At 57.4% G+C, this 23,596-nt stretch carries 28 protein-coding genes; 11 read left to right on the plus strand and 17 right to left on the minus strand.

Annotated features, from left to right (window positions below):
• Positions 1-37 precede the first annotated feature (37 nt).
• From HU718_RS12380 to HU718_RS12395, 4 genes are all read left to right on the plus strand, one after another.
• Entirely contained in the window at positions 38-586 is a 549-nt protein-coding gene (locus HU718_RS12380; protein WP_186614300.1) for a cytochrome b, read from the plus strand.
• 230 nt (positions 587-816) lie between these two features.
• Complete coding sequence (locus tag HU718_RS12385; protein ID WP_034152439.1) at positions 817-1,029, plus strand: DUF4287 domain-containing protein; 213 nt, start codon at positions 817-819, stop codon at positions 1,027-1,029.
• Positions 1,030-1,042: 13 nt separating this feature from the next.
• Positions 1,043-1,522, plus strand: coding sequence for a GNAT family N-acetyltransferase (locus tag HU718_RS12390; RefSeq protein WP_186614302.1), 480 nt, complete (start codon positions 1,043-1,045; stop codon positions 1,520-1,522).
• 646 nt (positions 1,523-2,168) lie between these two features.
• Positions 2,169-2,531, plus strand: a complete 363-nt coding sequence (locus HU718_RS12395; protein WP_016982978.1) for a DUF6124 family protein — start codon at positions 2,169-2,171, stop codon at positions 2,529-2,531.
• A 275-nt stretch (positions 2,532-2,806) separates the two neighbouring features.
• On the opposite strand, the gene HU718_RS12400 is transcribed toward HU718_RS12395, so the two are convergent.
• The 6 genes from HU718_RS12400 to HU718_RS12425 form a co-directional block, all read right to left on the minus strand.
• Positions 2,807-3,814 (minus strand): DUF4062 domain-containing protein, encoded by a 1,008-nt coding sequence (locus HU718_RS12400; protein ID WP_186614304.1) that lies wholly within the window; start codon positions 3,812-3,814, stop codon positions 2,807-2,809.
• A gap of 199 nt (positions 3,815-4,013) precedes the next feature.
• Positions 4,014-4,532 carry a hypothetical protein gene (locus HU718_RS12405; protein ID WP_186614305.1) on the minus strand — a complete coding sequence of 173 codons (519 nt, stop codon included), beginning with the start codon at positions 4,530-4,532 and terminating at the stop codon, positions 4,014-4,016.
• A gap of 151 nt (positions 4,533-4,683) precedes the next feature.
• Positions 4,684-5,493 (minus strand): hypothetical protein, encoded by an 810-nt coding sequence (locus HU718_RS12410; RefSeq protein ID WP_186614306.1) that lies wholly within the window; start codon positions 5,491-5,493, stop codon positions 4,684-4,686.
• A gap of 184 nt (positions 5,494-5,677) precedes the next feature.
• Entirely contained in the window at positions 5,678-6,784 is a 1,107-nt protein-coding gene (locus HU718_RS12415) for a DNA alkylation repair protein (protein WP_186614308.1), read from the minus strand.
• Between the two features lie 2 nt (positions 6,785-6,786).
• Positions 6,787-7,392: a glutathione S-transferase gene (locus HU718_RS12420; RefSeq protein ID WP_110720452.1), complete on the minus strand. Its 606-nt coding sequence runs from the start codon at positions 7,390-7,392 to the stop codon at positions 6,787-6,789.
• A gap of 61 nt (positions 7,393-7,453) precedes the next feature.
• Positions 7,454-8,362 (minus strand): MurR/RpiR family transcriptional regulator, encoded by a 909-nt coding sequence (locus HU718_RS12425; protein WP_186614310.1) that lies wholly within the window; start codon positions 8,360-8,362, stop codon positions 7,454-7,456.
• 401 nt (positions 8,363-8,763) lie between these two features.
• Between HU718_RS12425 and HU718_RS12430 the strand changes: the two genes are divergently transcribed.
• From HU718_RS12430 to HU718_RS12440, 3 genes are all read left to right on the plus strand, one after another.
• Positions 8,764-9,168, plus strand: coding sequence for a TraR/DksA family transcriptional regulator (locus HU718_RS12430; protein ID WP_008084239.1), 405 nt, complete (start codon positions 8,764-8,766; stop codon positions 9,166-9,168).
• Positions 9,169-9,766: 598 nt separating this feature from the next.
• Entirely contained in the window at positions 9,767-10,990 is a 1,224-nt protein-coding gene (locus tag HU718_RS12435; protein WP_437180879.1) for a methyl-accepting chemotaxis protein, read from the plus strand.
• A gap of 113 nt (positions 10,991-11,103) precedes the next feature.
• Positions 11,104-11,307 carry a hypothetical protein gene (locus tag HU718_RS12440; RefSeq protein ID WP_122600076.1) on the plus strand — a complete coding sequence of 68 codons (204 nt, stop codon included), beginning with the start codon at positions 11,104-11,106 and terminating at the stop codon, positions 11,305-11,307.
• Between the two features lie 6 nt (positions 11,308-11,313).
• Here HU718_RS12440 and HU718_RS12445 read toward each other — a convergent pair whose 3' ends face one another.
• The 3 genes from HU718_RS12445 to HU718_RS12455 all read right to left on the minus strand — a co-directional run bounded on the left by HU718_RS12445 (position 11,314) and on the right by HU718_RS12455 (position 12,276).
• Positions 11,314-11,550 (minus strand): DUF2789 family protein, encoded by a 237-nt coding sequence (locus HU718_RS12445; protein ID WP_016982991.1) that lies wholly within the window; start codon positions 11,548-11,550, stop codon positions 11,314-11,316.
• 48 nt (positions 11,551-11,598) lie between these two features.
• Complete coding sequence (locus HU718_RS12450) at positions 11,599-11,850, minus strand: hypothetical protein (RefSeq protein WP_016982992.1); 252 nt, start codon at positions 11,848-11,850, stop codon at positions 11,599-11,601.
• A gap of 102 nt (positions 11,851-11,952) precedes the next feature.
• Complete coding sequence (locus HU718_RS12455) at positions 11,953-12,276, minus strand: hypothetical protein (RefSeq protein WP_175554634.1); 324 nt, start codon at positions 12,274-12,276, stop codon at positions 11,953-11,955.
• Here HU718_RS12455 and HU718_RS12460 point away from each other — a divergent pair.
• The 3 genes from HU718_RS12460 to HU718_RS12470 all read left to right on the plus strand — a co-directional run bounded on the left by HU718_RS12460 (position 12,271) and on the right by HU718_RS12470 (position 14,058).
• Positions 12,271-12,720, plus strand: coding sequence for a hypothetical protein (locus HU718_RS12460; protein ID WP_175554633.1), 450 nt, complete (start codon positions 12,271-12,273; stop codon positions 12,718-12,720). The two genes, HU718_RS12455 and HU718_RS12460, sit on opposite strands and share 6 nt — an antisense overlap.
• Positions 12,717-12,914, plus strand: a complete 198-nt coding sequence (locus HU718_RS12465) for a hypothetical protein (RefSeq protein WP_186614314.1) — start codon at positions 12,717-12,719, stop codon at positions 12,912-12,914. Before HU718_RS12460 ends, HU718_RS12465 begins: the two co-directional genes overlap by 4 nt.
• Positions 12,915-13,041: 127 nt before the next feature.
• On the plus strand, positions 13,042-14,058 hold the full coding sequence (locus HU718_RS12470; RefSeq protein WP_186614316.1) for an ABC transporter substrate-binding protein: 1,017 nt from the start codon (positions 13,042-13,044) through the stop codon (positions 14,056-14,058).
• A 91-nt stretch (positions 14,059-14,149) separates the two neighbouring features.
• On the opposite strand, the gene HU718_RS12475 is transcribed toward HU718_RS12470, so the two are convergent.
• The gene (locus HU718_RS12475; protein ID WP_186614318.1) at positions 14,150-16,282 is read right to left on the minus strand and encodes a TonB-dependent receptor; all 2,133 of its coding nucleotides are present in this window, start codon (positions 16,280-16,282) and stop codon (positions 14,150-14,152) included.
• A gap of 92 nt (positions 16,283-16,374) precedes the next feature.
• A complete protein-coding gene (locus HU718_RS12480; RefSeq protein WP_186614320.1) occupies positions 16,375-16,764 on the minus strand; it encodes a DUF2946 domain-containing protein in 390 nt (129 codons plus the stop codon).
• 94 nt (positions 16,765-16,858) lie between these two features.
• Between HU718_RS12480 and HU718_RS12485 the strand changes: the two genes are divergently transcribed.
• Positions 16,859-17,299 (plus strand): DUF3995 domain-containing protein, encoded by a 441-nt coding sequence (locus HU718_RS12485; RefSeq protein WP_186614322.1) that lies wholly within the window; start codon positions 16,859-16,861, stop codon positions 17,297-17,299.
• Between the two features lie 157 nt (positions 17,300-17,456).
• Here the strand turns inward: HU718_RS12485 and HU718_RS12490 are convergent, their stop codons facing one another.
• The 6 genes from HU718_RS12490 to HU718_RS12515 are packed head-to-tail and all read right to left on the minus strand — an operon-like array spanning position 17,457 to position 23,514.
• Positions 17,457-17,819 carry a Na+/H+ antiporter subunit G gene (locus tag HU718_RS12490; RefSeq protein ID WP_186614324.1) on the minus strand — a complete coding sequence of 121 codons (363 nt, stop codon included), beginning with the start codon at positions 17,817-17,819 and terminating at the stop codon, positions 17,457-17,459.
• Positions 17,816-18,094 (minus strand): K+/H+ antiporter subunit F, encoded by a 279-nt coding sequence (locus HU718_RS12495; protein ID WP_007910754.1) that lies wholly within the window; start codon positions 18,092-18,094, stop codon positions 17,816-17,818. The genes HU718_RS12490 and HU718_RS12495 overlap by 4 nt, the downstream gene beginning before the upstream one ends.
• Entirely contained in the window at positions 18,091-18,579 is a 489-nt protein-coding gene (locus tag HU718_RS12500; protein WP_186614326.1) for a Na+/H+ antiporter subunit E, read from the minus strand. Before HU718_RS12500 ends, HU718_RS12495 begins: the two co-directional genes overlap by 4 nt.
• Complete coding sequence (locus tag HU718_RS12505) at positions 18,576-20,255, minus strand: monovalent cation/H+ antiporter subunit D (RefSeq protein WP_110720445.1); 1,680 nt, start codon at positions 20,253-20,255, stop codon at positions 18,576-18,578. The genes HU718_RS12500 and HU718_RS12505 overlap by 4 nt, the downstream gene beginning before the upstream one ends.
• Complete coding sequence (locus tag HU718_RS12510; protein WP_007910763.1) at positions 20,252-20,596, minus strand: Na+/H+ antiporter subunit C; 345 nt, start codon at positions 20,594-20,596, stop codon at positions 20,252-20,254. The genes HU718_RS12505 and HU718_RS12510 overlap by 4 nt, the downstream gene beginning before the upstream one ends.
• Positions 20,596-23,514, minus strand: a complete 2,919-nt coding sequence (locus tag HU718_RS12515; protein WP_186614328.1) for a monovalent cation/H+ antiporter subunit A — start codon at positions 23,512-23,514, stop codon at positions 20,596-20,598. Before HU718_RS12515 ends, HU718_RS12510 begins: the two co-directional genes overlap by 1 nt.
• Positions 23,515-23,596 lie beyond the last annotated feature (82 nt).

Consider the following 23,596-nt stretch of genomic DNA (forward strand, 5'->3'; position numbering starts at 1 on the left):
ATCGGCCGTCACTCACGACAATCACGAGGCACAGCTTATGTCCCGAGACATCGCCGTAACCCGTTACGGAAAACTCTCAATCACCCTGCACTGGCTGATGCTGGCGCTGTTCGTCGGCGTCTACGCCTGCGTCGAAATCAAGGGCTACCTGCCCAAGGGCAGCGAAGCGCGCGGCTTGCTGATGGGCTTCCACGGCCTGTTCGGCGCGAGCATCTTCGCCCTGGTGTGGATCCGCCTGCTCGGCCGCCTCAGCCCACGCCCGCCGATCACGCCCAAACCACCCGCGTGGCAGACCGGCATCGCGCACCTGATGCACCTGGCGCTTTATGGGCTGATGATCGCCACGCCGATCCTCGCCTGGCTGATGCTCGCGGCGGGCGACAAACCGTTCCCGTACTTCGGCTTCCACGTCCCGGCACCCGTGGCCATCGACCCGGACTTCGCCAAACAACTGAAGTACTGGCATGAACTGATTGGCAGCACCGGTTACTGGCTGATCGGGCTGCACGCGCTGGCGGGGTTGTTTCACCATTATTGGGTGCGGGATAACACCCTCGTGCGGATGCTGCCGGGCCGCACCGAATAACCCTGATCCACTACAACCCCTGTGGGAGCGAGCCTGCTCGCGAAAGCGGTGTGTCAGCCTACGATGATTTTGGCTGACATGGCCCCTTCGCGAGCAGGCTCGCTCCCACAGTTTTTTGTGGCGTCTGGCAGAGCGGGGCAGTTGCCGGAACCGCACTTCGCGTCCACTCTATGACCTGCCGACAAGGAGCGTCCGCCGACCCTCCGTCGTGACCACAGGGAGCTTGCAGCATGAGCGAAGACAACAAGGTAAAAGGCCCGGCGTCATACTTTCCCTCCATTGAGAAAAAATACGGCCAGCCCATCGATCACTGGCTAAACCTGCTCGCCGGCATCAGCGACAAGAAACACATGGAACTGGTGGCATGGCTCAAGGAAGAACACGGCATGGGACACGGTCATGCCAACGCCTTGGTCGCGCATCATCTGGCGGGTAAAAAGTGAGGGCAGGGCAGCGATGAATTTCTCCCACCGGCCAGTGACGGCCGACGACGTCAACACCCTGATCAGCTTTCCCCAAGGCGAACAAGAGCTGTTCTTCATGTTCCCGAAAGCCAACTTCCCGCTGACGGAAGAGCAGATGCACAGCGCAATCAGCCAGCGCTTCGACTCCACGGCTTTTCTGGCCAACGGCGAGTTCGTTGGCTTCGCCAACTTCTACCGCGCTGAGCACGACGGCATCTGCTGCATCGGCAACGTCATCGTCGCGCCCTACGCCCGTGGGCAAGGTGTGGCGCGGTACATTGTCGAAACCATGACCGCAGTGGGCTTCGAAAAGTACCAGGCCAAGGAAGTGCAACTGTCCTGCTTCAACGAAAACACCGCCGGCCTGCTGCTCTACCCAAAACTCGGCTTCGTGCCGTACTCCATCGAAGAACGCCCGGCGCCAAATGGTGGACGATCCGCCCTCATCAACATGACACGCCACCGACCATAGCCATCCCCCAATCCCTGTGGGAGCCGGGCTTGCCCGCGATGACGCCAGCCCGCCCGCCGCGAATCCCAACCCAACCACAATCCCCTGTAGGAGTGAGCCTGCTCGCGATAACGCCAGCCCAACCGCCCCAAATCCAAAGCCAGACTCAATCCCCTGTAGGAGTGAGCCTGCTCGCGATAACGCCAGCTCAGCCACCACCAATCCCAGCTCAACCACAAATCCCTGTGGGAGCGAGCTTGCTCGCGAAGACGCCCACCCAGTCCACCCATCAACCACTGACCGAAATAAACAGTAAAAACCACCACTGTTTAAACGAAGCCTCAAGTAACCACCGAAACCCTACAACGCCTTGCGCCGTTACCTACGACTAAGCCAGAATCCGCCGGCTTGTGCGTCTAGGTCGCGGGTTCTATCGTCTGTCGGTCGCTGAAAAACAGTGATCGGGTTTGGTAGCCCTGAGTTTTCGTAGATTGCATAAGCATCATGATTCGCAGTGTCTGTTCGACACGGCTTTATGGTGGTCATGCACAGGGCGTCTTCGGGCGCGCCGGTTTTCTACGTCCCGGTCTACCAACCTGCGCATGGCCGCCACCCTCGTTTGGTAGCGAGAGTGATGGTTCCTTTTTTTGACGTAGGAGCTTCATCAATGATCAAACCAACACCCAACCCACCCGAAACCGACCCCACATCCCCCTACGAATCCCCCGATTCCAAGCGATTCCACGAAGCCGCCGAACGCGCCCTCGACCACTACCTCAAACCCGCCAGCCAAATCATGGCCAGCACCCAACAACCCGAACGCATGTACCTCGCCAACCCGAAGTACAACAGCGAATCCCTGCTCGCCAACGCCAGCGAAACCCTCGGCTCCGCCAGCGAAATGCTCCTGAACTTCGCCGCCATGCTCGACACCCCGCACCGCAAAACCGCACTGGGCATCGCCCAAGTCGTGATGCTCGGCGAAATCGCCGTCAACCAAGCGCTGGATAACGTCGAAATCGCCAGCTAACCAACCCCACCCCGACGAGGGAAAACCCTCGTCGAACCCCGTGGTCACACCCTGGCTGGCACACGGCCACGGCTTGCGCCCCCCAGCCACGGCTGTCACCCTTCGGGCCGTTCTCAAGGATCAGAACCAGGAATCACGGATGAGTGGCTACGTACCCAACCCCCCGAAAAACCACCGCTACGAAGAAGCCAAACCCGTCGATATTCACGCCCAGTTGGGCCGGTTTATGAAGAGCATGGGAAATAGCCAATGACAGGGAAAAATGGTATTTAGAGTTAATCAGAGCCTAGTCGTCGTACAGGTGCATTGTTATCTAGTTTAGATGCTTGGTTTTTTATTAAATCCTGGGCGGATATTCCGGTAGACTCAATTGTTTTAATCATTTCGTCCTTCAGTTCTTTGAAGTCTTTGTTCATTTTTAATAAGTATTCTTTTTGTATCTGTCCGCTACTAGATGTAACAAAGCTTTTGTCGTTGGAGATTGTAATGGTTCTCCCAAGTGTTGTTGTACAATCTAAAAAGCTTTCGCTTGAAAGTATTGCTATTGGGTTCGGTTTGTAACCTGTTGATAGAAGAGCTTTCACTGAGTCTCGCTCAATCATTAATTCGTAAAGCGAGGCGAGGACATTGCTTTCTTTTGTTCCTACCGAGTTTAATAGCTCCCTAGACAAAAAAGCGACTTTTTCATTTATCTCGATTAAATGCGCCATCGTGTCTGCCATCCGAGCATTTTCATTTTCTTGTAATAGAAATGAAAACATTATTCCGGCCCACTGCTGTCTTAAGTAGTTCTCGATGTCGTTGAAGTCTCGGAATGGGATCAAGGCGTTGTTGGCTGCTTGTGTTCTTACTTCGTCAATGAACTCAAAAATTTTCGGTGCGTTTTTATCAATTGACGGGTATGAGATTTTGGATCTGTCCAACTCCTTATTGTTTTTGTTGGATGTGTAAACGAAATGGTCTGAATAAACGGCTTGCTCTATTAAAGCAAATATCGGAATTTTTCGTTTGATAGCTTCTCTGTATTCCTCGTTTGTTATTGATGTTTTCTTTCCGTTGAACTCTCCACCAAACCTGCCTCCGATAATTAGTACGAATAGTTGGCAGTTCGGTACCTCTGTTAAGCAGGAGTCGTGAGTATGTTTTTTGGGGTCATAAAAAACAGCGCCGTCGTCACTTAAAACCGGTTCGTACCCGATATTTCTAATAAAGTATTTCAGGTTCTCTCTGATGTATTTCAGATCATAACAAGTGGAGCTGACAAAAACTCTTGGAGTCGCCATTTGTTTCCTCTGGGGGAGTTGAAGGTGAAAGTTTTAATTATCGAATGAAAAAAAGCTAATCTTAGGGTTGGGGTGTCGATATTTATCTCGCAAAAAGGAAAGCGGTGTAAAGATGGTGGTAGGCTATTCAAGGTGGTGGCTTAACCTAACTTTGCACCTCGGGGCGAATATCAAAGCGCTAAAAAACGATCGTCTAGATTTATTCTGAGCATAGTATCGGCCAGCCATGTTTTGATCTCCAAACTTGTTCTCCAAGGCGGAGCATGACTTCTTTGCATTGGCAATCTGTCATGAATCTGTAGAGTGTTACAAAGTTGAATATCCACTCGTACTTATGAAGTTCAGGGTATTTAAAAAGAGCGAGGCCAGCAGTTCCAGGGTCCGCGAAGGTGTGCTCGCGTGCGCGAGATTGCAACTTTGATGTCAAGCCAGAGTAGACGCCTTTGGTATTGAAGTATGGTGAAAGGTTGTCCGAGAAGCGTTTGGCCCTGTGCTGAATATCATAATTCTTCACCTTAACAATCTCTTGATCCTTTGCTCTCGAATAAGTATTGCTCCACAAATTTTGCTGTTGTAGAACGCTGATAGGTGTGTTCGTACTTATGTAGTACCAGCCTGGTGTTTCCGGAATCCCAATGCGGTGATGCCATTGTTTGTTTTGAAAGTCAATTTGTACGCTGGAGTGCGTGCTGTCGAGGTAATCAACTAAGTTTTTCATGAGAACTCTGATGTCTTAATCGTTGCGCCACAAATTAATATGGTGTTAATGGTTTTTTGAGTGTGAGCAATGGTCATGCCTTGGTTTTTAAATAAGAGGGGATAAAATTAAAAAAATATCAATTTTACATATATACGCTGAAGGCTTTTGCTTAGGGGCGTTTAACTAGATTATTAATCTGGGAGTAGTGTCTTGAATTGAAGCCAATAGGGTTGCCATTGAGCTTGTCGCAAATTTCATTTGTTTCTTTCACGAACTCTAAGAACATGTTATCTAACCCCTCAGTTTCCGGAGTTACGCACATTCGGGAGAAATGGTTGATCATTGCGATAGCTTGGGCATATTCATAGATGGCTACTATCCCTTGAGCGACGCTGGAGTAATCTACCCGCAGATAATCATATTTGAATTTTTCGAACTCTTCATGCTGCTCGACGGTTGTCGCATTGGTCAGAGCGATCGGGTTGGGGTGTGCGCCGAAGTCAATGGCAGCGTCATAGAGCCCCATAATATGATATTCGTAAGGTGTTCCCGTTGACTGTTCATCATGCTCTCTTAGGTACTTTCGAAATCGCTTCATCGCAGGGGTGAACGATTTTTTATTCTCTAGAAAACTATCCTCGTTATCATGCCTGTTCAGCCAAGATTGGTATAATCCAGGTTCTCTATTAAAAAGATAGCCGTAGACAGCAGATTCCATGGCTGTTCTAAGAAGTGGAAAAATAGCCGACAGATGTGCCCCGAGAGCTAGGTTGCAGGCCGCTAAGTAGAGGGAGTGAGAGTGAGCCGCCGCCGCGCGTGATTCGTTGCTACCCAAATTTTCCAATGTCGAAAGGATTAAATGGTCGCATTTCTTCAAATGCCAAACCGCTTCTGGAAGCGAGTTAGTAATATTTTTTTCCGCTTGTACCATCGAATCTCTATATTGTTCAAAATCGAAGGCATTGCCTGAGAATTCCATTTCGTGATCCGCAAGTCTTGTTGAGATAGTGGTTGGCTATGTGCCATCATTCGATAAATTACACTTGTTTTTATAAAAAATCCAGCGAGTTCGCCATTTATTATATGGTCCTTAAATGGGTAATTTGTCGAAGCCAATTTAACTCTACGCAGGTTTTGCGAGGCCAATAGTTAGTTGCTTAAACTCACCAAACAATGATATTGAACGCGGTTCTGCCCAGCAAAGCACCATTCACCATCACTTGAATCGCCTGCCGTCCACTATGATGCTTCCGCGTCGTAAAATCCTTAATCACCTGCCGCCTCCCCACAACCACACTCTCAAACCCCTCCAAAACAACCGTCTTCAACTTAAAAACCTTCCCCGAAACCCCGCCATTCGCCTTCACATAGTCAATCGCATAATCAATCACCAACCGCTGCTCATGCGCCACCGTCGACTTCACCACAAACGACAACGTAATCGCTTCCCCCAACCTGACCACCGCCGGCTCAACCCGCACATCCAACAACTCAACCTCAGCCTTCGCCCCCGCACCAATCACCGTCAGCGCCCTTAAATCCCCCTGCTTAATCAAACTCCGCAACGCATGCTTCGCAATCCACGCCGTGTGCTTGTTCTCCAACGACCAACCTTCGATCGTGTCCAACACCCACTCCGGATGCACCTTCGTCACATCATTCAAATGATTCGCCACGGACTTGCGCACGTACAAACTCTCATCCGCCTTCAACCGATCGAGTATCCCGGCGGCCAACTGCGGATCCGCCTGAACCGCTTCCAACCGAAACGACCAAGGCAGGCGAGGGCGGCTGCCTTCGCTGGCGAGGCGTCGAACGTGGTGGTTTTCGTCTCGGGTCCAGTCGTGCATCAATTCCAGCGAGCGCTCTAGGTCGCTGCGCAGAAAGTGGCGGATGGCGAATTCGGAGGAGCCGAAGGTGGTGAAGTATTTCAGGGCGTCCATGGAGGTGTCGAACGCATGCCCGCCATAGCTCGCGACGTAATGCGGCAAACACATGCTGACGAATCCGCTGTTCAGCCTTGGTGCGAGTTCGAAAAGCACTTCTAGGGATTCTTGGTAATCCAGCGGCAATACGGCGTGCAGGCTTTCGCTGACACGTGCCATGCGTTGCATCACTGATAGTTCAACGAGTCCGTCCTGGGCATGTTTGAGAAACGCTTTGGCCTTGAACGCCGGGTACACGGCGCTCATTTCTCGGGCGATGTGCTGCAAGCGCTCGGCGTTGAAGATTTCCTTTAACGCCGGGGCGGCGGTTTCGGTGGTGCTCATGGTCAGGTCATCGGGGTGCTGACGAACGCTTCTAGGGTTTCGGCGTAGGCGGTGTATTGGGCGATGTGGGGGTAGCGGCGGGTGTCGATCTGGTCGGGGACGACGAGGTCGGTGAAGCTCCAGGCGACGGCGAGGCTGATGCCGGCCTGGGTGAGGGTGCCGTCGGTGGGCAGGCCGGTTTTTTCCAGTTCTTGCTCGAGGGCGGTGAAGGCGGCGGCGAGTTGGCCTTCGACGCGTTCGACCCACGGCTGGTATTGAATGTCGGCCGGGCGCAGGTTGCGTTCGTAATAAAGCTGCACGGCTTTTTCGCAGGCGGCGAGGCTGAGGCCGATCAGACGCAGGGCTTGGGCGCGTTGTTTCAGGTCGGTTGGCAGCAGGCTTTTGCCGGAGCTGGCTTCGAGGTAGTCGAGGATGAGGGTCGAGTCCATCAGGACCACGCCGTCGTCGAGGATCAGCGTGGGGGCTTTGACCACCGGGTTGATCTGCTGGAATTGCTCGAAGTGGCGGAACACCGAGACCGACTCGTGTTCGAGGTCGATGCCAAGGCGTTTGGCGGAGATCGCCACGCGGCGCACGTAAGGGGAGTCCAGCATGCCGATCAGTTTCATGACGCGTTCCTTCAAGTCAAACCGGTGGGAAGGCATAACCTAGCCGACGTTGAGGCAATTGTCAGTCGTCAAAGCCGGGTTGTTCGTGAATCTCATCGACATTCAGTTCCAGCCGATACGCCACCGCCACAAACAACGCCTGGCACAAACACAGCGTCGCACTCAGCGAACGAAAGGCGAGGGCGCTGCCTTCGTTGACCAGCAATACGCTGTTGGCGAGTTTCGCCAGTGGTGAGAGTTGGCTGTCGGTAAGGATCAGGGTGTTGGCCTGTTGCTGGCGGGCGAAGCGCAGGCAGTGTTGGGTTTCCTTGGCGTAGGGTACGAAGCTGATGGCGATGACCAGATCGTTGGCGCGCACGCTGCGCATTTGCTCGCGATAGCTGCCGCCGAGCCCGGACACCAGATGAATTCGTTTCTGAGTGTGTTGCAAGTTGTAAACGAGGTAGTCGGCGACCGCGAAGGAGCGGCGTACGCCGACGACATAAATGTTGTCGGCGTTGACGATCAGGTCGACGGCTTTTTCGAACGCGGCGTCGTCGAGTTCGCGGCCCAGGCGTTCGATGCCGGAGCGGGTGGCGTCGATGCATTCGCGGGCGAGGTCGCCAGCGCTCGCTTGCTGCGACTGGTTGGCGATCATGTTGCGGATGCGTTGCTGGTAGTTTTGCACCGGCGAGGCTTTGTGCGTGTAGGCGCTGCGGAACAGCGCCTGCATTTCGCTGAAGCCGCTGAAACCGAAGCGTTGCGAGAAGCGCACGATGGCGGACGGGTGGACTTCGCACTCGCGGGCGATGTCGCTGATGCGGTCGACCATGATCCGATCGCTCTGTTGGCTGATGTAGCTGGCGATGCGTTTGAGCTGGCGCGGCAGGGCGTCGTATTCGTCGGTGATCAGTTGCAGCAGGCGCTCGGCATTGATCGGGGGGCTGGCGAGTGAAACCTCGTCGGTGGCCGGCAGATCGGGGCGGGGCATAGGTCATCCTTCAGGCTGTTTGATCTCACGGTGGGCCTGATAGTAGGGGGGCTTTTGCGGTTCTGCTTTGCTGAAACGATGCAGTGCGTGGTAAAAAATTACGTCTGGGCGCTGCGTGGTTAGCCGTTTGTCTTCTATATACAGCCGCTCGACTGAATTTCTTGCTATAAACGCACTCCGATGGCCGTGTGAGCGCTGTGTCAGAGCAGTTTCCGAACGTTGTCGGACAAATTCCCTGTATTTACAGTTGCTGAGGCCTCATTCGGGCCTTAGACTGCCGCCCCTCGTAAATTGAGTGCCGGGTGGCATTTGCAATAAACGATGCCTTTTCGCCGACCGCACGCGGTTCGCCGAAACGCTCCCTAATTCGCCTTAATGCACGTTTTTTTATAGAGATATCAATGACAAAGGACAAGTTGCTGGCCATGCCGGCAGATGACTACATGAATTCCGAGCAGCACGCTTTCTTCACTGAGCTGTTGCAGAACATGAAAGTCGAAACCCACGAGCGCATTGAGCAAAATCGTATCGCCATCGAAAGCCTGGACACCCCGGCTGACCCGGCGGACGCGGCTTCGGTTGAAGAAGAGCGCACTTGGCTGGTGAACGCGATCGATCGCGACCAGCGCATGCTGCCGCAACTGGAACAAGCCCTTGAGCGCATCAAGGAAGACAGTTTTGGCTGGTGCGATGACAGCGGCGAGGCCATTGGCCTGAAACGCCTGCTGATCAGCCCGACCACCAAGTACTGCATCGAAGCTCAAGAGCGTCACGAGCAGATCGACAAGCACCAGCGTCAGGCCTGATTTTTCCGGCGCTGTGATCGCGGGCAAGTCCGTCCCACAAGGTTCAACACCGAACCTGTGGGAGCCGGGCTTGCCCGCGAAGCTTTTTATCGTCCGCAATATTTCCGCGCGATTCCATTGACCTGCCACAGACCCCACGACTAACGGACCATGGATAATGGCGTTGTAGTGGCGTTTAATGCAGTCACAATAATGAGAACAAGCGTGGGGTGTTGATATGACGAGAGATGGATCTCTGGTTGGGGCTCTGCCTGCACCAGTGCTTTTGCCGAAAAACCGCTGGATCGCTCCGACCCTGCAAAGCATCGCCCTGATGCTGTTGCTGGCCGGCATGACGCTGGGTGGATGGTCGCTGTACATTGGCATGCCACTGGCGGTGCTGATTGTCTGGCTGCCGCGCCTGCGCTCCCGCGCTATCCCCGATGCCCAGCCTGCCGATACCGGCAGCGCAATGTCCGACCTGACCCGCGACCTTTCCTACACCACCAGTCATAACGCGTTGTCGGCAGCCGGTGTGGCGTTTTCGGTCAAGGAACTGGCGAGCAAACTCGAATCGCAACTGTATGCGGCGGCGCAAATCGTCAGCAATGCCGAGGTGATGATCGCGACCGAACATGCGACTTCGCAGCTTAGCCGCGCCGCACTTGAAGCAGCGAGTCAGGCGCATCACAGCAGCGCGGCGGGGCGCACGGAACTGCTGGATTCGATCTCGCGCATGCATCAGCTCAGTCAGCGTGCCAATGCCAGCCGTGAATTGATCGAAGCCTTGAGTCTGCGCAGCGATGATATTCAGCGTGTGACCCTGGTGATTCAGTCGATTGCCAGCCAGACCAATCTGCTCGCGTTGAACGCGGCAATCGAAGCGGCGCGAGCCGGTGAGCATGGTCGCGGTTTTGCCGTGGTGGCGGACGAAGTTCGCGGGTTGGCGGCGCGCACGGCGTCAGCGACCGGTGAAGTGGGTGAGATGGTCGCTGACATTCAGCAACGCACGGCGCAGGTGGTGGAGCAGATTCGCGAGTTGTCGAGTGATCTGCAGACCGGTGTCGAGCAGGTCGAGCACACCGGCCAGCATCTGGAGAACATCGCGCGACTGGCTGCTGGGGTGGAAAGTCAGGTCGGTGAAATTGCTCAGGGCGCGGAAACCAATCGTGAACAACTCGATAGCCTGTTCAAGGCTATCGAGCAGATGCGCAGCGACCTGGCGATCAGCGATCAACAGACTCGCCGCCTCGCCGAAGCAGCGGTGCAGATGGAAGGGCAGGCGGAAACCATCAGCGAGCGTCTGGCTGAAGTCGGTCTGGATGACTATCACCAGCGCATCTACGATCTGGCCCGCGAAGGCGCGAGCCAGATTGCTGCGCGGTTCGAGGCGGATGTCGAGCAGGGGCGGATTAGTCTTGAGGACTTGTTCGACCGCCAGTATCAGCCGATCCCGAATACGCAACCGGCGAAGTTTCAAACCCGTTTCGACCGTTACACCGATCAGGTGCTGCCGGCGATTCAGGAGCCCTTGTTGCCGCGTCACGAGGGGTTGGTGTTCGCCATTGCCTGTACGCAGCAGGGTTATGTGCCGACCCATAATCAGGCGTTTAGTCAGCCATTGACCGGCGATGCGCAGGTCGATGCGGTCAACAATCGCACAAAGCGCAAATTTGCTGATCGCACCGGTATTCGCTGCGGCAGCCATCAGCAACCGGTGTTATTGCAGACCTACACCCGCGACACCGGTGAGCTGATGCATGACCTGTCGGTTCCGATCATGATCAAGGGCCGGCACTGGGGTGGTTTGCGTCTGGGCTATAAGCCGGAAAGTCCGCGCTGAGGGATTGTTACCCCCGGTGCAATGAATCTGTGCACGGAGCTTGCTGTTTCCGCGCGCAAGAAACCATTAACCTGCCCGCTTAGTTAGGTAGCTAATGATTTCGGGAGGGCTGCATGCAGTGCAGAGTTGATGTCGCCGTGATGATCGGCAGTGGCGTGCCTGCCGGATTGCGCGCAATGGGTCGGAGCGTCTGCTGGGTGGTGTTGCTCAATGGCGAGCGTCGCGGCACGGCGTTTGCCAGTCGCGACGAGGCCGAGGAGTGCAAGGCCGCGTGGCTTGCACAATTGCATGCCGAACCGAGTGACAGCCTGCACTGATCAGGACTACTTGCCGCGGTGCAGGCGTACATTCAGTTCATCGACCATTACCGCTTCTTCACCGTCGGCCCTTAACCATTCCTTGAGCAATTGCGCCTGTTGAGGTGACCAGAAGTCGGCGTCGATCAGTTTGGTCTCGGGGGCCAGCGGATGCGCCTCGATGAAATCGTCGATTGCGTTACCTTCTGAAGGCAGTCCCAGTTGATCGAACAGGGTTTTCAGATCGTATGCTGGCAGTTCCATCGTGTACTCCTTCGGTGGGCGCCGGTATGGCGCGTTCGATCGCTCTCTTTATCTGAGGCAGCCGTTCGCCAGGAGTTCGATCTTTGACTCAAGTGAGCGGGCAAGGGCGCAGGCTTCGTTGTGATCTTCGCGGAAACCTCTTACGCGTCCGGTCGATGTTTCCTTTATGTGAAAGAACGCGTTGCCGGCGGGCACGACCTGAAAACGTGGGCAATGGTCGTTGAAGTCAGTGGCACTCAGTATCAGTGGTGATTTGATCCGGTCGTCAGCAGTCATGGCAAAGTGAGTCAGAGTGCACATATGAAGTCCTTTTCATCAGTCGGCCGGGATTTAAAGGCCGTTGCGGGTAGTCGTAATGAGCATCGCTGCTCTAGAATCGCCAGTACCTGTTGACGACAGGGCTTATCTAAAGCAATTTTTCGCTTGCGATATGTCGGAAAAGTGCTTTTTTTCGTGAGAATTTTCCCTAAAGTTCGTAGTCAGACTGCTCTCGCCGCTAACGAAGATTTTTCCTTCAAGCTTTGGCGACATCGGGATGAGTTTCGCGAGTGACAATCCAGTAGTCTTGGCAACCTCGCGTTGAATGAGCACTCTGCTCGATTCGGGCTTTATTGATTTATTTGCAGTGACATCGGCCTGGCCGTTTATTTGCCGTGCGCGTTTTCCGCGTGCGGTTTTTTCAGATGTGGGGATGTTTCTTTGGCAGTCAGTAATCTCGATATGCATGCTTTGTTCGTGTTGGGTGATTTGCGTGCAAAGCTGGTCAAGCTGTTTCAGTCGCGTTTTGTTTACATCACCGAGCAAAACGCCGAAGGCATTTACGTGGCCGAGATCGACACCGAAAGCGCATTGGTGGTCGATGACAAACCAGGGCTCAAGCTCAAGGTCGGCGACCATTTCAGTGCATCGGTCTTGCCCAGCCGTGAAGGTGGCAAGATGGATATCCGTTTCCGCGAAATCAAACTGACGGTCTATGGACTGGGCGATTACGCCTTTGTCGACACCGCCGACGGGCACGCGATCCTGTTCAAGGAAGGCCACAGCGTGGTGACCGTGTTCGCCGCCCATCAGCAATTGCAGGAAGGCCTGACCAAAACGCTGAAAGCCGTCACCGCCAAAGCCGCCAAGTGGCGCAAGGGTGAACTGGTGACCTTCAAGGCCAGCGAGTGAGCCGCGCGGATTTCCATGCGCAGAACCTCGACACTGCACGCAAGGAGGCTCGGCGTTTATTCGCCGCCAAGGCCGAACTGCAAGGCGCCTGGCTGAATTGGCTGGCTGCGCAGATCTACGCACTGCGTCCTGCGGAATACGCCAGCATGGTCAGACGCGAGCTGCAAAGCCTGCAGGAAAAGTCTGATTCATAACCTCGTCCGGAGCGCGGCCCGGAAAAAGCAGGAACCTCGGCTACAGTCAGTTGACTGAGTATTCAGAGGCTTGTGGTCTTCTGTCAGGCCAACCTGCCATTGCTGAGAACAGCACGAGGTGCAATGCATGAACGGATTTCGACGGTTATTGGCCGCCAGCGTGGCCACGTTCGGTTTGCTGACATCAGCGCCATCGGTGATGGCCGCTCAGGCACCGATCCACTTTGCCGACCTGAACTGGGAAAGCGGCAGCCTGATTACCGATGTGTTGCGGATCATCGTCGAGAAGGGTTACGGCTTACCGACCGACACCTTGCCTGGCACCACCATCACGCTGGAAACCGCACTGGCCAACAATGACATTCAGGTCATTGGCGAAGAGTGGGCCGGGCGCAGTCCGGTATGGGTCAAGGCCGAGGCCGAAGGAAAGGTCGTCAGCCTGGGCGATACGGTCAAGGGCGCTACCGAGGGCTGGTGGGTGCCGGAGTATGTGATCAAGGGCGACCCGGCCAAAGGCATCAAGCCGCTGGCGCCGGACCTGCGCAGCGTCAGTGATCTGAAAAAATACAAGGACGTGTTCAAGGATCCTGAAGCCCCGAGCAAGGGGCGCTTCCTCAACAGCCCGATCGGCTGGACGTCGGAAGTGGTCAACAAGCAGAAGTTGACGGCTTATGGTCTGCAGGACGATTACACCAATTTCCGCAGTGGTTCGGGTGCGGCGCTGGACGCCGAGATCAGTTCTTCGATTCGTCGCGGTAAGCCGGTGCTGTTTTACTACTGGTCGCCGACGCCGCTGCTGGGCAAATTCAAATTGGTGCAACTGGAAGAGCCGCCGTTTGACGCCGAAGCGTGGAAGACGCTGACCGATGCCGATAATCCCAATCCGAAACCGACCCGGTCGCTGGCGTCGAAGCTGTCGATTGGTGTGTCTACGCCGTTTCAAAAGCAGTATCCGCAGATTGCCGAGTTTTTCAGCAAAGTGGATTTTCCCATCGAACCGTTGAACAAGGCGTTGGCCGAGATGAGCGAGAAGCACACGGCGCCGCGTGATGCGGCGGTGGCGTTCATGAAGGCCCACCCGGATGTGTGGCAGGCCTGGTTGCCGAAGGATGTGGCGGAGAAGGTTTCGGCTGATCTGAAATAAAGGGTTGAGGCTGATGGCCTCATCGCGAGCAGGCTCACTCCTACATTTGGAATGCGTCCCCCCTGTAGGAGTGAGCCTGCTCGCGATGCTTTTAAAACTTCGTTTGCACCGCCAATTCAAAGGTACGCGGTGTTCCGAGGTAATAGGCCGGCGAAACATGCGCAAACTCGGCATACACCTCATTGGTCAGATTACGCACGCGCCCGGTCACGGTGGTGTGCGAATCAACCTTGTAGCTGAGGAAGCTGCCGAACAAGGTGTACGACGGCACCGTCATGGTGTTGGCCGTGTCCGCATACACCGACGCCACATACCGCGCATCAACCCCACCTTGCCATTGCGGCGAAAAGTCATAAGTCAGCCACAGATTACCGACCCGATCCGGCACATTGGTCGGCGTATTGCCCTTGCGTGAAACCACCACACCGGCGGCATTCTTTTCGGTGAAATCATCGTACTGCGCGTCGACCCAGGCGAAGTTGCCTTCGGCTAGCAACTTGTCAGTGATGCGCAACGAACTGGCGATATCCAGCCCTTTCGACGTCTGTTGACCGACCGGAATACTGCCGGCCGGATCCAGCGGATCAGTCACGGCGAAGTCCTTTCGCTCAATGGTGTAGGCGGCAATCGTTGCCGAGCCACGCCCGTACAGATAATCAAATTTGCTGCCAATCTCCCACTGCTTGCCGGTCGAGACGTCGAAATTCTGCGTGCCATTCGGTTGTTCGGCGGCGGTGCTGTATTGCACGTAGACGTTGGCCGAGGGAATGAACTGGTAGGTCAAACCGGCACGGCCAGTGACCGGCTCCCAACTGCGCTTGAGATGCTTGGGGTTGGCGGCGGTCACGGTGCGATGGTTGGTCACGTCGAGGTCAATGTCGTCATAGCGCAGACCGGTGAGCAGCGACAGTTTGTCGGTCAACGCCAAACGGTTTTCCACGAACAGTGCCTTGGTGGTGACCTCGTTGGTTTTGTCGCTGATCAATTTCGGGTTGGTGCCGGGAATGTCGTAGAAATGCCCCGGACGGTAGTTGTTCGGGTCCACCGTGCTCGGACCTTTGATGTTCAGCGGCGAGTTGGTGGTCTGGTTGACCTTGTATTCAAAGTCACCCGACCACGTCGTATCCAGACCGAACAGCGTGTTGTCATGGCGCAGTTCGAACTGGTTGCCGTTCTGCTCGCCCTGATGGCGTACTTGATACGCGGTGGAGCGATTCACCGCGGTGTTGTCGGCGTTGTACTGGTAGGATTCGAGATTGCGGTAATCGCGCTGGCTGTCGAGGTGATACAGCGTGTTGCGCAGGGTGGTGCTGTCGTTGATCCGATAGTCGATGATCGAACGGACCCAGATCGTTCGCTGTTCGTAACGACCGTCCTCGACGTTGTAGTTGTTGAAGCGGTTGTGTTTATCGATCTTCAGCTCGCCGGCCTTGGGGTTGAGCACGGGCGTGCCCCAGTACGGACTGTCTTCGTGTTCGTCCTGATATTCCAGTGCCAACGTGTGCGACAGATCGGGCGTCAGGTCGCTGAGCAGCGAGAACGCCACGCTCCAGGCATCGCGCTCCTGGCGGTCGATGTAGCCGTTGCTGGTGTTGTGGCTGACGTCGAGTCGCGCGTAGTGCTGCATGTCGGCGCTGGGATCGGTCAGAGCATGGTTGAGGCCGAACGCGGTTTCGGTGGTGTCGTACGTGCCGTAGCTGACCCGGCCTTCAACAGCTTGTTCGTCGCGGGTGGCGAGTTTGGTCACGTAGTTCAGCGAGCCGCCGACGGAGCCCGCACCATTGATCAGCGATGACGGGCCGCCGACCAATTCCACTCGGTCGTATATCCACGAATCAACTGGCCGCGCGAGGCCGCCGGAAACGTTGATGCCGTTGAACATCTGGGTAATCTGGCTGCTGGTGAAGCCACGATAGGAAACGAAACCGCCGAACCCCGGCGGTGCGCTGGCGTTGACCCCGGGCAAGGTGTTGGCGGCGTCCTGGAAGTTCTGTGCGCCGTGACGTTCGATGTCGTTGCGATTGGCGATGGCTACCGACGCCGGCGTGTCACGCACGCTCAGACCCAGGCGCGAGGCCATGCCGCTGGATTGGTCGAGGCTCAGGCCCGGTTCCGCGCCGGACTCGCCGTCGATGGTGATCGGCGCGAGATCCACGGTGGATTGCGCCCAGACGTTGACGGACAGGCAGCCGCACAGGCTCGCCAGCAAAGTGAGTTGTTTCATCATTGAATCCTGAATGCTTGTCTAGGAGTCAGCGCACAGGCGAACGCCGCGCGTTGGCGCAGTGGGCTGACAAATCAAAAAGGCAGGGACATTCAGGCGAGCGGCGGGGCGCGAGGGTTGGCCGAAGGCCAGGTGAAGCGGGTAGGGAGGTCGGCGCTGACGATGGGCGCGAGCGGCGGACTGTGCTGTTCGGGCAGGATCGCCAGCGTGAGGCTGGAGTTGAACGCTGGGCCCATGCCGCCGCCGACCGAGCACAGCGGGCAGCCGAATGCCTTGGACAGGGTCGGCAGTTGTTCTTCAGTGGAATTGCTGGCGAGCGGCGCTTGAGTGGCCGGGTCGACTGTACAGAACTGGCCGCCGATGCCGTTGAGCTGCATGCCGACCATTTGTCCGTGACCGATGCTGCAGGCGAACACGTTGAACAGGACGCAGCAATAAAGCATCCAGGCCAGCAGTGAGCGATCGGAACGGGAGAATTTCATGGGGCGGCACTTTACCGTACCGCTGATCGGTCGTGCACTTGAAAAAAATCCGACTAGGATGATTTGTTCAAATCCCTTTCCAAGGATTTCAACCATGACCTTTGTGTTGGCTCAATGGCTGGTGACAACGTTTGCGGTGATCGCCTTGATGCACGTGTATTGGGCGTTGGGTGGGCAGTGGGCGGCAGCGGTGGTGGTGCCGCAGGTGCCGGTGCGCGGTTTTGTCGCAACGGTGCGGCCGGCGTTCAAGCCTTCGGGCTGGCTCACGTTGATTGTGGCAGCGGCATTGCTGGTGATTGCTGTGTTGGTGTGCATGCGGGTTGGCTGGGGCATGCCGGCGGTGACGCACAAGGCGCTGCAATGGGTGATCAGCGCGATTGCGCTGTTGATGTTTGCCCGGGCGATTGGTGATTCGAATCTGGTCGGGTTTTTCAAGGAAGTGACGGATTCGCGGTTTGCGCGACTCGACACCTGGGTGTATTCGCCTTTGTGTGCGGTGTTGGGGGCGGGGTTGTTGGCGGTGGCTTGGGTTTGAAGCAGATCTGAAATCTGCGATGACTTGGCTGGCCCCTTCGCGAGCAGGCTCGCTCCCACAGTGATTTTGGGTGTTCACAGATGTGTTATTTCACCCAAAACCCTGTGGGAGCGAGCCTGCTCGCGAAGAAGCCAGTCCAGACACGGAAAACTCTGGACTAACTGCCGCTTTCAGTCCGCCGGCTACTGACCTCAGCCGGCACATCATCCCCGGCCATGCGCTTGCGGAACAACGCCGCCCGCGCCAGCAGCAAAGTAGTCACCGGCACGGTGATTGCGAGCAGGATCGGAATCAGCCAGGCATGCACCACCGGCCCGGACTTAAGCGCCGAAAAGCAGATGATCGACGCCAACGCCACACACCACGCCCCCAGCGTCGAAGCCAGTGCCGGCGGGTGCATGCGCTGGAAGTAATCCTTCATGCGCAATAACCCGATCGCGCCGATCAACGCAAACAGACCGCTGAGCACCAGCAGGACCGCCACCGGAATTTCGACCCACAGCGACAATTCAGCATTCATTCGATCACCTCGCCACGCAGCAGGAATTTCGCCAGGGCAAACGAGCCGACGAAGCCGAACAGCGCAATCAGCAGCGCCGCTTCGAAGTAAGTGTCACTGGAATAACGAATACCTAGGGTCAGCATCATCAGCATGGCGACGATGTACAGGTAATCCAGCGCCAGGACCCGATCCTGCGCTGACGGGCCTTTGAACAGGCGCACCAAGGTCAGCACCATGGCCAGCGAGAACAGGAACAGCGTCAGCAGAATCGCGTTCGACAGTAATGGGCTCATTCGAAAATCTCCATCAGCGGCCGCTCGTAGGTGCTCTTGAAGTGCTCGATGAATTGCGTTTCGTCATCCAGATCCCAGACGTGCAACAACAGAATGCTGCGATCCAGCGACAGTTCCGACCATACCGTGCCGGGCACCACCGTGCAGATCATCGCCAGAGTCGCCAGGCCGTGGGCGTCGCGCAAATCCAGCGGGACTTTGACAAAGCCCGAGCGCGGAGGGCGCCGACCAGCATTGAGCACGCCCCACGCAACGATCAGGTTGGACGTCACCACGTCACGGCCCACGAGCAGAAACAGGCGCAGAATCGTTCCCGGACGGCGAATACGCACTTTTTTCGGGCGCAGTTTGCGCATCATCAACGGTGCAGCAAAACCCAGAATCGCGCCGAGCAACAGATTGCCCGGGCTGACTGACAGGTTCAGGGTCAGCCACAAGACGCACAGTGCCAGCGACAACAACGGTGCAGGAAACACACGCTTCATGGCTGCACCTCCAGCATCGCCGATTTGGCTTCCGGACTCGGTACCGCGCGGGTGCCGAGCACCGCCATCACGTACTGCTGCGGGTTGTGCAACGCCTCGGCGGTGGCCTGGGTGTAACGCAACAGGGGTTCAGCCTTGAAGGTCAGGACGATGCTCAGCCCCAGCAACAGGAAGATCGGCGCGCATTCGAGTTTGCGCAGCAGCGGCGAAGGGCGCTCTTCCGGGGTCCAGAAGCGCTGGATGCCGAGACGCGAGAACGCCATCAGCGATGCCAGCCCGGTGAGGATCAGCAGCGCCAGCAACGCCCAGGCCGCGTTGGAAATCGGCGCGCCAGTGCCCAGGCCCAGCGGATTGAGCAGCGCGCCGATCAGACTGAGTTTGCCGATGAACCCGGAGAGCGGCGGCATGCCGATGATCAGCAGCGCGCAAGCAATGAAGCTCAGGCCGAGAAACGCCATGGTCCACGGGATGACCTGACCGACCACGGCTTTCTGCTCGTCATCGAGGTTGATGCCTTTGGGTGGCTGCAGGGACTCCTGCGGACGCGGCAGCAGTTCGCTTTCGTCTTCCAGCGGGATCTCGTTGGCCGAACGTGAGCGCTCGATCAGCTCGGCCAGCAGGAACAGCGCACTCAACGCCAGCGTCGAGCTGACCAGATAGAACAGCGCTGCGCCGATCAGGTTCGGCTGGGCGAAACCGACGGCGGACAGCAGGATCCCCGCCGACACCAGAATGCTCAGGCTGGCCATGCGCTCCAGGCGTTGCGCGGCGAGAATCGCCAGCGCCGCGCAGGCCATGGTCGCCATGCCGCCGTAGATCAGCCAGTCGCCGCCGAAGAATGCCGACGCACCCGCCTGTCCTGAGAACAGCAGGGTCCACAGGCGCAGCAAGGTGTAGACGCCGACCTTGGTCATGATCGCGAACATCGCCGCCACCGGCGCACTGGCCGAGGAGTAGGCGGGCACGAGCCAGAAGTTCAGCGGCCACATGCCGGCCTTGGCCAGGAACGCGACGGCGAGAATCCCGGCGCCGGCATGCAGCAAGCCACGGTCGGCTTCCGGCACCAGCGGAATCTTCAGCGCCAGATCGGCCATGTTCAGCGTGCCGGTGACGCCGTAAATCAGTGCCGCGCCAATCAGAAACAGCGACGAGGCCAGCAGGTTGATCGAGATGTAATGCAGCCCCGATGAGACCCGTGCCCGACCCGACCCATGCAACAACAAGCCATAAGAAGCCGCCAGCAGCACTTCGAAGAACACGAACAGGTTGAACAGGTCAGCGGTCAGGAACGCGCCGTACAGGCCCATCAACTGAATCTGGAACAGCGCGTGGAAACTCGAACCGGCGCCGTCCCAGCGGGCCATGGCAAACAGTAGGGCGCTGACGCCGATGATCCCGGTCAGCACCAGCATCAGCGCCGACAGTCGATCGACCACCAGCACAATGCCGAACGGTGCCTGCCAGTTACCCGGCAGGTACACGCCAATGGAGCCGGGCACGCCGGTGGTTTGCGTCCATTGCAGCAACAGCACCGAAATGAACAGGCCGACGAGGCTGGAGAACAGATTGATTTTCGCCTTCAGCGGTCGGTGCCGCTCGCCGAGCATCAGCATGATGGCGGCGGTCAGCAGCGGCAGCAGAATCGGTGCGGCGATCAGGTGAGTCATCGCCATCATTCTTTAGGCTCCCGGCCGTCGACGTGGTCGGTGCCGGTCAGGCCGCGCGAGGCGAGCAGAACGACGAGGAACAACGCGGTCATGGCGAAGCTGATGACGATCGCGGTGAGTACCAGTGCCTGTGGCAGCGGATCGGTGTAGTGCAGCAAATCCTGGGTGACGCCGTCCTTGATCACCGGCTCCTTGCCGATGAACAGGCTGCCCATACTGAAGATGAACAGATTGACGCCATACGACAGCAGACACAGGCCCATGACCACCTGGAAGGTCCGTGGCCGCAGGATCAACCAGACGCCGGACGCGGCGAGCACGCCGATGGCGATTGCGATGACTTCTTCCATCAGACGGCTCCTTTGCTGGCGACGGACTTGGGCAGCGATGCGGTCTTGTGACCCCGCACCGATTGGTGGGCGAGGGCGGTGAGGATCAGCAGCGTCGAGCCGACCACCACGCCATACACGCCAATGTCGAAGAACAGCGCGCTGGCGACATGGATGTCACCCAGCACTGGCAAGCTGAAATGCCAGGTGTGCGTGGTCAGGAACGGATAACCGACGACCATCGCCCCCAGTCCGGTGGCGGTGGCGAAGAGTAATCCGGTGCCCATCCAGCGCAGCGGCCGCAGACTCATTTGCGCTTCGACCCACTGCGTACCGGCGACCATGTATTGCAGGATGAACGCCACCGACATCACCAGACCGGCGACGAAACCGCCGCCCGGTTGATTGTGCCCGCGCATGAACAGGTAGAACGACACCACCAGCGCAATCGGCAGCAGCAGGCGCACCAGCACGGCCGGCACCATCATGAAGCCGAGCGCGGTGTCGCTGGCCGAACGCGGGTTGACCAGATCGGTGACCACGTCCGGCGCCAGCAAGCGTTGCTGGGCGGGCAGTTGCAGGCTTTCTTTCGGTGGGCGGAAACGGCGGAGCAGGGCGAATACGGTCAGGGCCACGGCGACCAGTACAGTGATTTCACCGAGGGTGTCGAAGCCACGGAAATCCACCAGCATTACGTTGACCACGTTGCTGCCGCCGCCTTCGGGCATGGCGCGGCTGAGGTAGAACGAGGAGATGTCGTTCGGCGTCTGCCGCGTTAGCATCGCGTAGGACAGCAGCGCCATGCCACCGCCGACGGCTATCGACAGCAGCAAGTCGCGCAGACGGCGAATGCGCGCCTTGCGCAGGCTGCTTGGCAGTGGCGAGACTTCTTCGATGCGGCGTGGCAGCCAGCGCAGACCGAGCAGGATCAGCACGGTGGTGACCACTTCGACCGCTAGTTGCGTCAGCGCCAGGTCGGGCGCGGAGAACCAGACGAAGGTCACGCAGGTCATCAAGCCGCAGACGCTGACCATGGTCAGAGCGGCGAGACGGTGGTACTTGGCCTGCCATGCGGCGCCAAGAGCACAGGCAATCGCCAGCAGCCACAGGGTCACAAATACGATCGAGCCGGGAATCTTCGGCCGGTCGCCCCAGCTCAGCGTGCTGTGCAGCATCGGGATCAGACCGGCGAGCACGGCCGCCAGCACCATCAGGAACAATTGCATCTGCAGACGCTTGGTGCCGAGTCGCCGTTCCAGACGTCGGGCCATGCGCATCATCACTACCAGACTGCGCTCGAACAGGCGCTTGCCGTTGAAGCGGCCTACCAGTGGCGGGTATTTGAAGCGACCGCGCTTGAGCTGATTGCGCAGCAACAGATAGACGATGATGCCGCCGGACATGGCGATCAGGCTCATGATCATCGGTGCGTTGAGGCCGTGCCAGATCGCCAGGCTGTATTCCGGCAAGGTGCCGCCGACCACTGGCAACGCAGCAGCGGCAAGCAACGGGCCGACGATCTGCGCCGGGAAAATCCCCACCAGCAAGCAGGTGAACACCAGCAGCTCTACCGGCGCACGCATCCAGCGTGGCGGTTCGTGCGGGGTGTGGGGCAGATCGGTGGCCGGTGGACCGAAGAACACATCGACGGTGAAACGCAGGGAATAGGCAACGCTGAACGTACCGGCGATGGTCGCAACAATCGGCAGCGCCGCTTCGACCCACGCCGTGGCGTTGATGAACACGGTTTCGGCGAAGAACATTTCTTTCGACAGGAAGCCGTTAAGCAGCGGCACCCCGGCCATCGAGGCGCTGGCAACCATGGCCAGCGTCGCCGTGAACGGAATCAGTTTGATCAGGCCGCTGAGTTTGCGGATATCGCGGGTGCCGCTTTCGTGGTCGATGATGCCGGCGGCCATGAACAGCGATGCTTTGAAGGTCGCGTGGTTGAGAATATGGAACACCGCCGCCACCGCCGCCAGAGGGCTGTTCAGACCCAGCAGCAAAGTGATCAGGCCGAGGTGGCTGATGGTCGAGTAAGCGAGCAGACCTTTGAGATCGTTCTGGAACATCGCGCAGTACGCGCCGAGCAACAGCGTACACGCACCGGCCCCACTTACGATGTAGAACCATTCTTCGCTGCCGGACAGCGACGGCCACAGGCGTGCGAGCAGGAAAACCCCGGCCTTGACCATGGTCGCCGAGTGCAGATAGGCAGAAACCGGTGTCGGCGCCGCCATGGCATGGGGCAGCCAGAAGTGAAAAGGAAACTGCGCACTTTTGCTGAGTGCGCCAATAAGAATGAGGGGTAAAAGAATAGGGTAGAGGGCGTGTGCACGAATCATTTCGCCGGCGGCCAGGACCTTGTCGAGGTCATAGCTGCCGACGACATGGCCGAGAATCATGACCCCCGCCAGCAGGCATAATCCGCCGGCACCGGTGACCATCAACGCCATGTACGCACCGCGACGGGCGTCGGCGCGGTGGTGCCAATAGCCGATCAACAGGAACGAGAAGAGGCTGGTCAGCTCCCAGAAAAACACAATCTGGATCAGATTGCCGGAGATCACCAGACCGAGCATGGCGCCCATGAACGCCAGGAAAAACGCGAAGAAGCGCGGCACCGGATCGTCCGGCGACATGTAATAACGCGCATAGAGAGAAACGAGCGTGCCGATGCCCAGCACCAACATCGAGAACAGCCAGGCGAAGCCGTCCATGCGCAGAACGAAGTTCAGGCCGAGGCTGGGCAGCCACATGAACTCTTCACGGATCACACCGCCGTGGGCAATTTGCGGGTACAACATCGCGACCTGGACGGTGCCGATCAAAGCGACCAGACCTGCCAACAGGGATTCGGTATTACGCGCGTTGTGAGGCAGCACCGCTGCCAGACAGCTGCCAATGAATGGCAGAAGCAGTAGAACTATCAGGGACATAGGCTTCTAATCTGCGGAAGTTTGTGAAGCATCATACGTGCCAGCTCCCCGATCACCAAACGCCAGGATGTCTCAGAATCCT

The sequence above is a fragment of the Pseudomonas tensinigenes genome (genome assembly GCF_014268445.2).
In the GTDB taxonomy this organism is placed as follows: Bacteria; Pseudomonadota; Gammaproteobacteria; order Pseudomonadales; family Pseudomonadaceae; genus Aquipseudomonas; species Aquipseudomonas tensinigenes.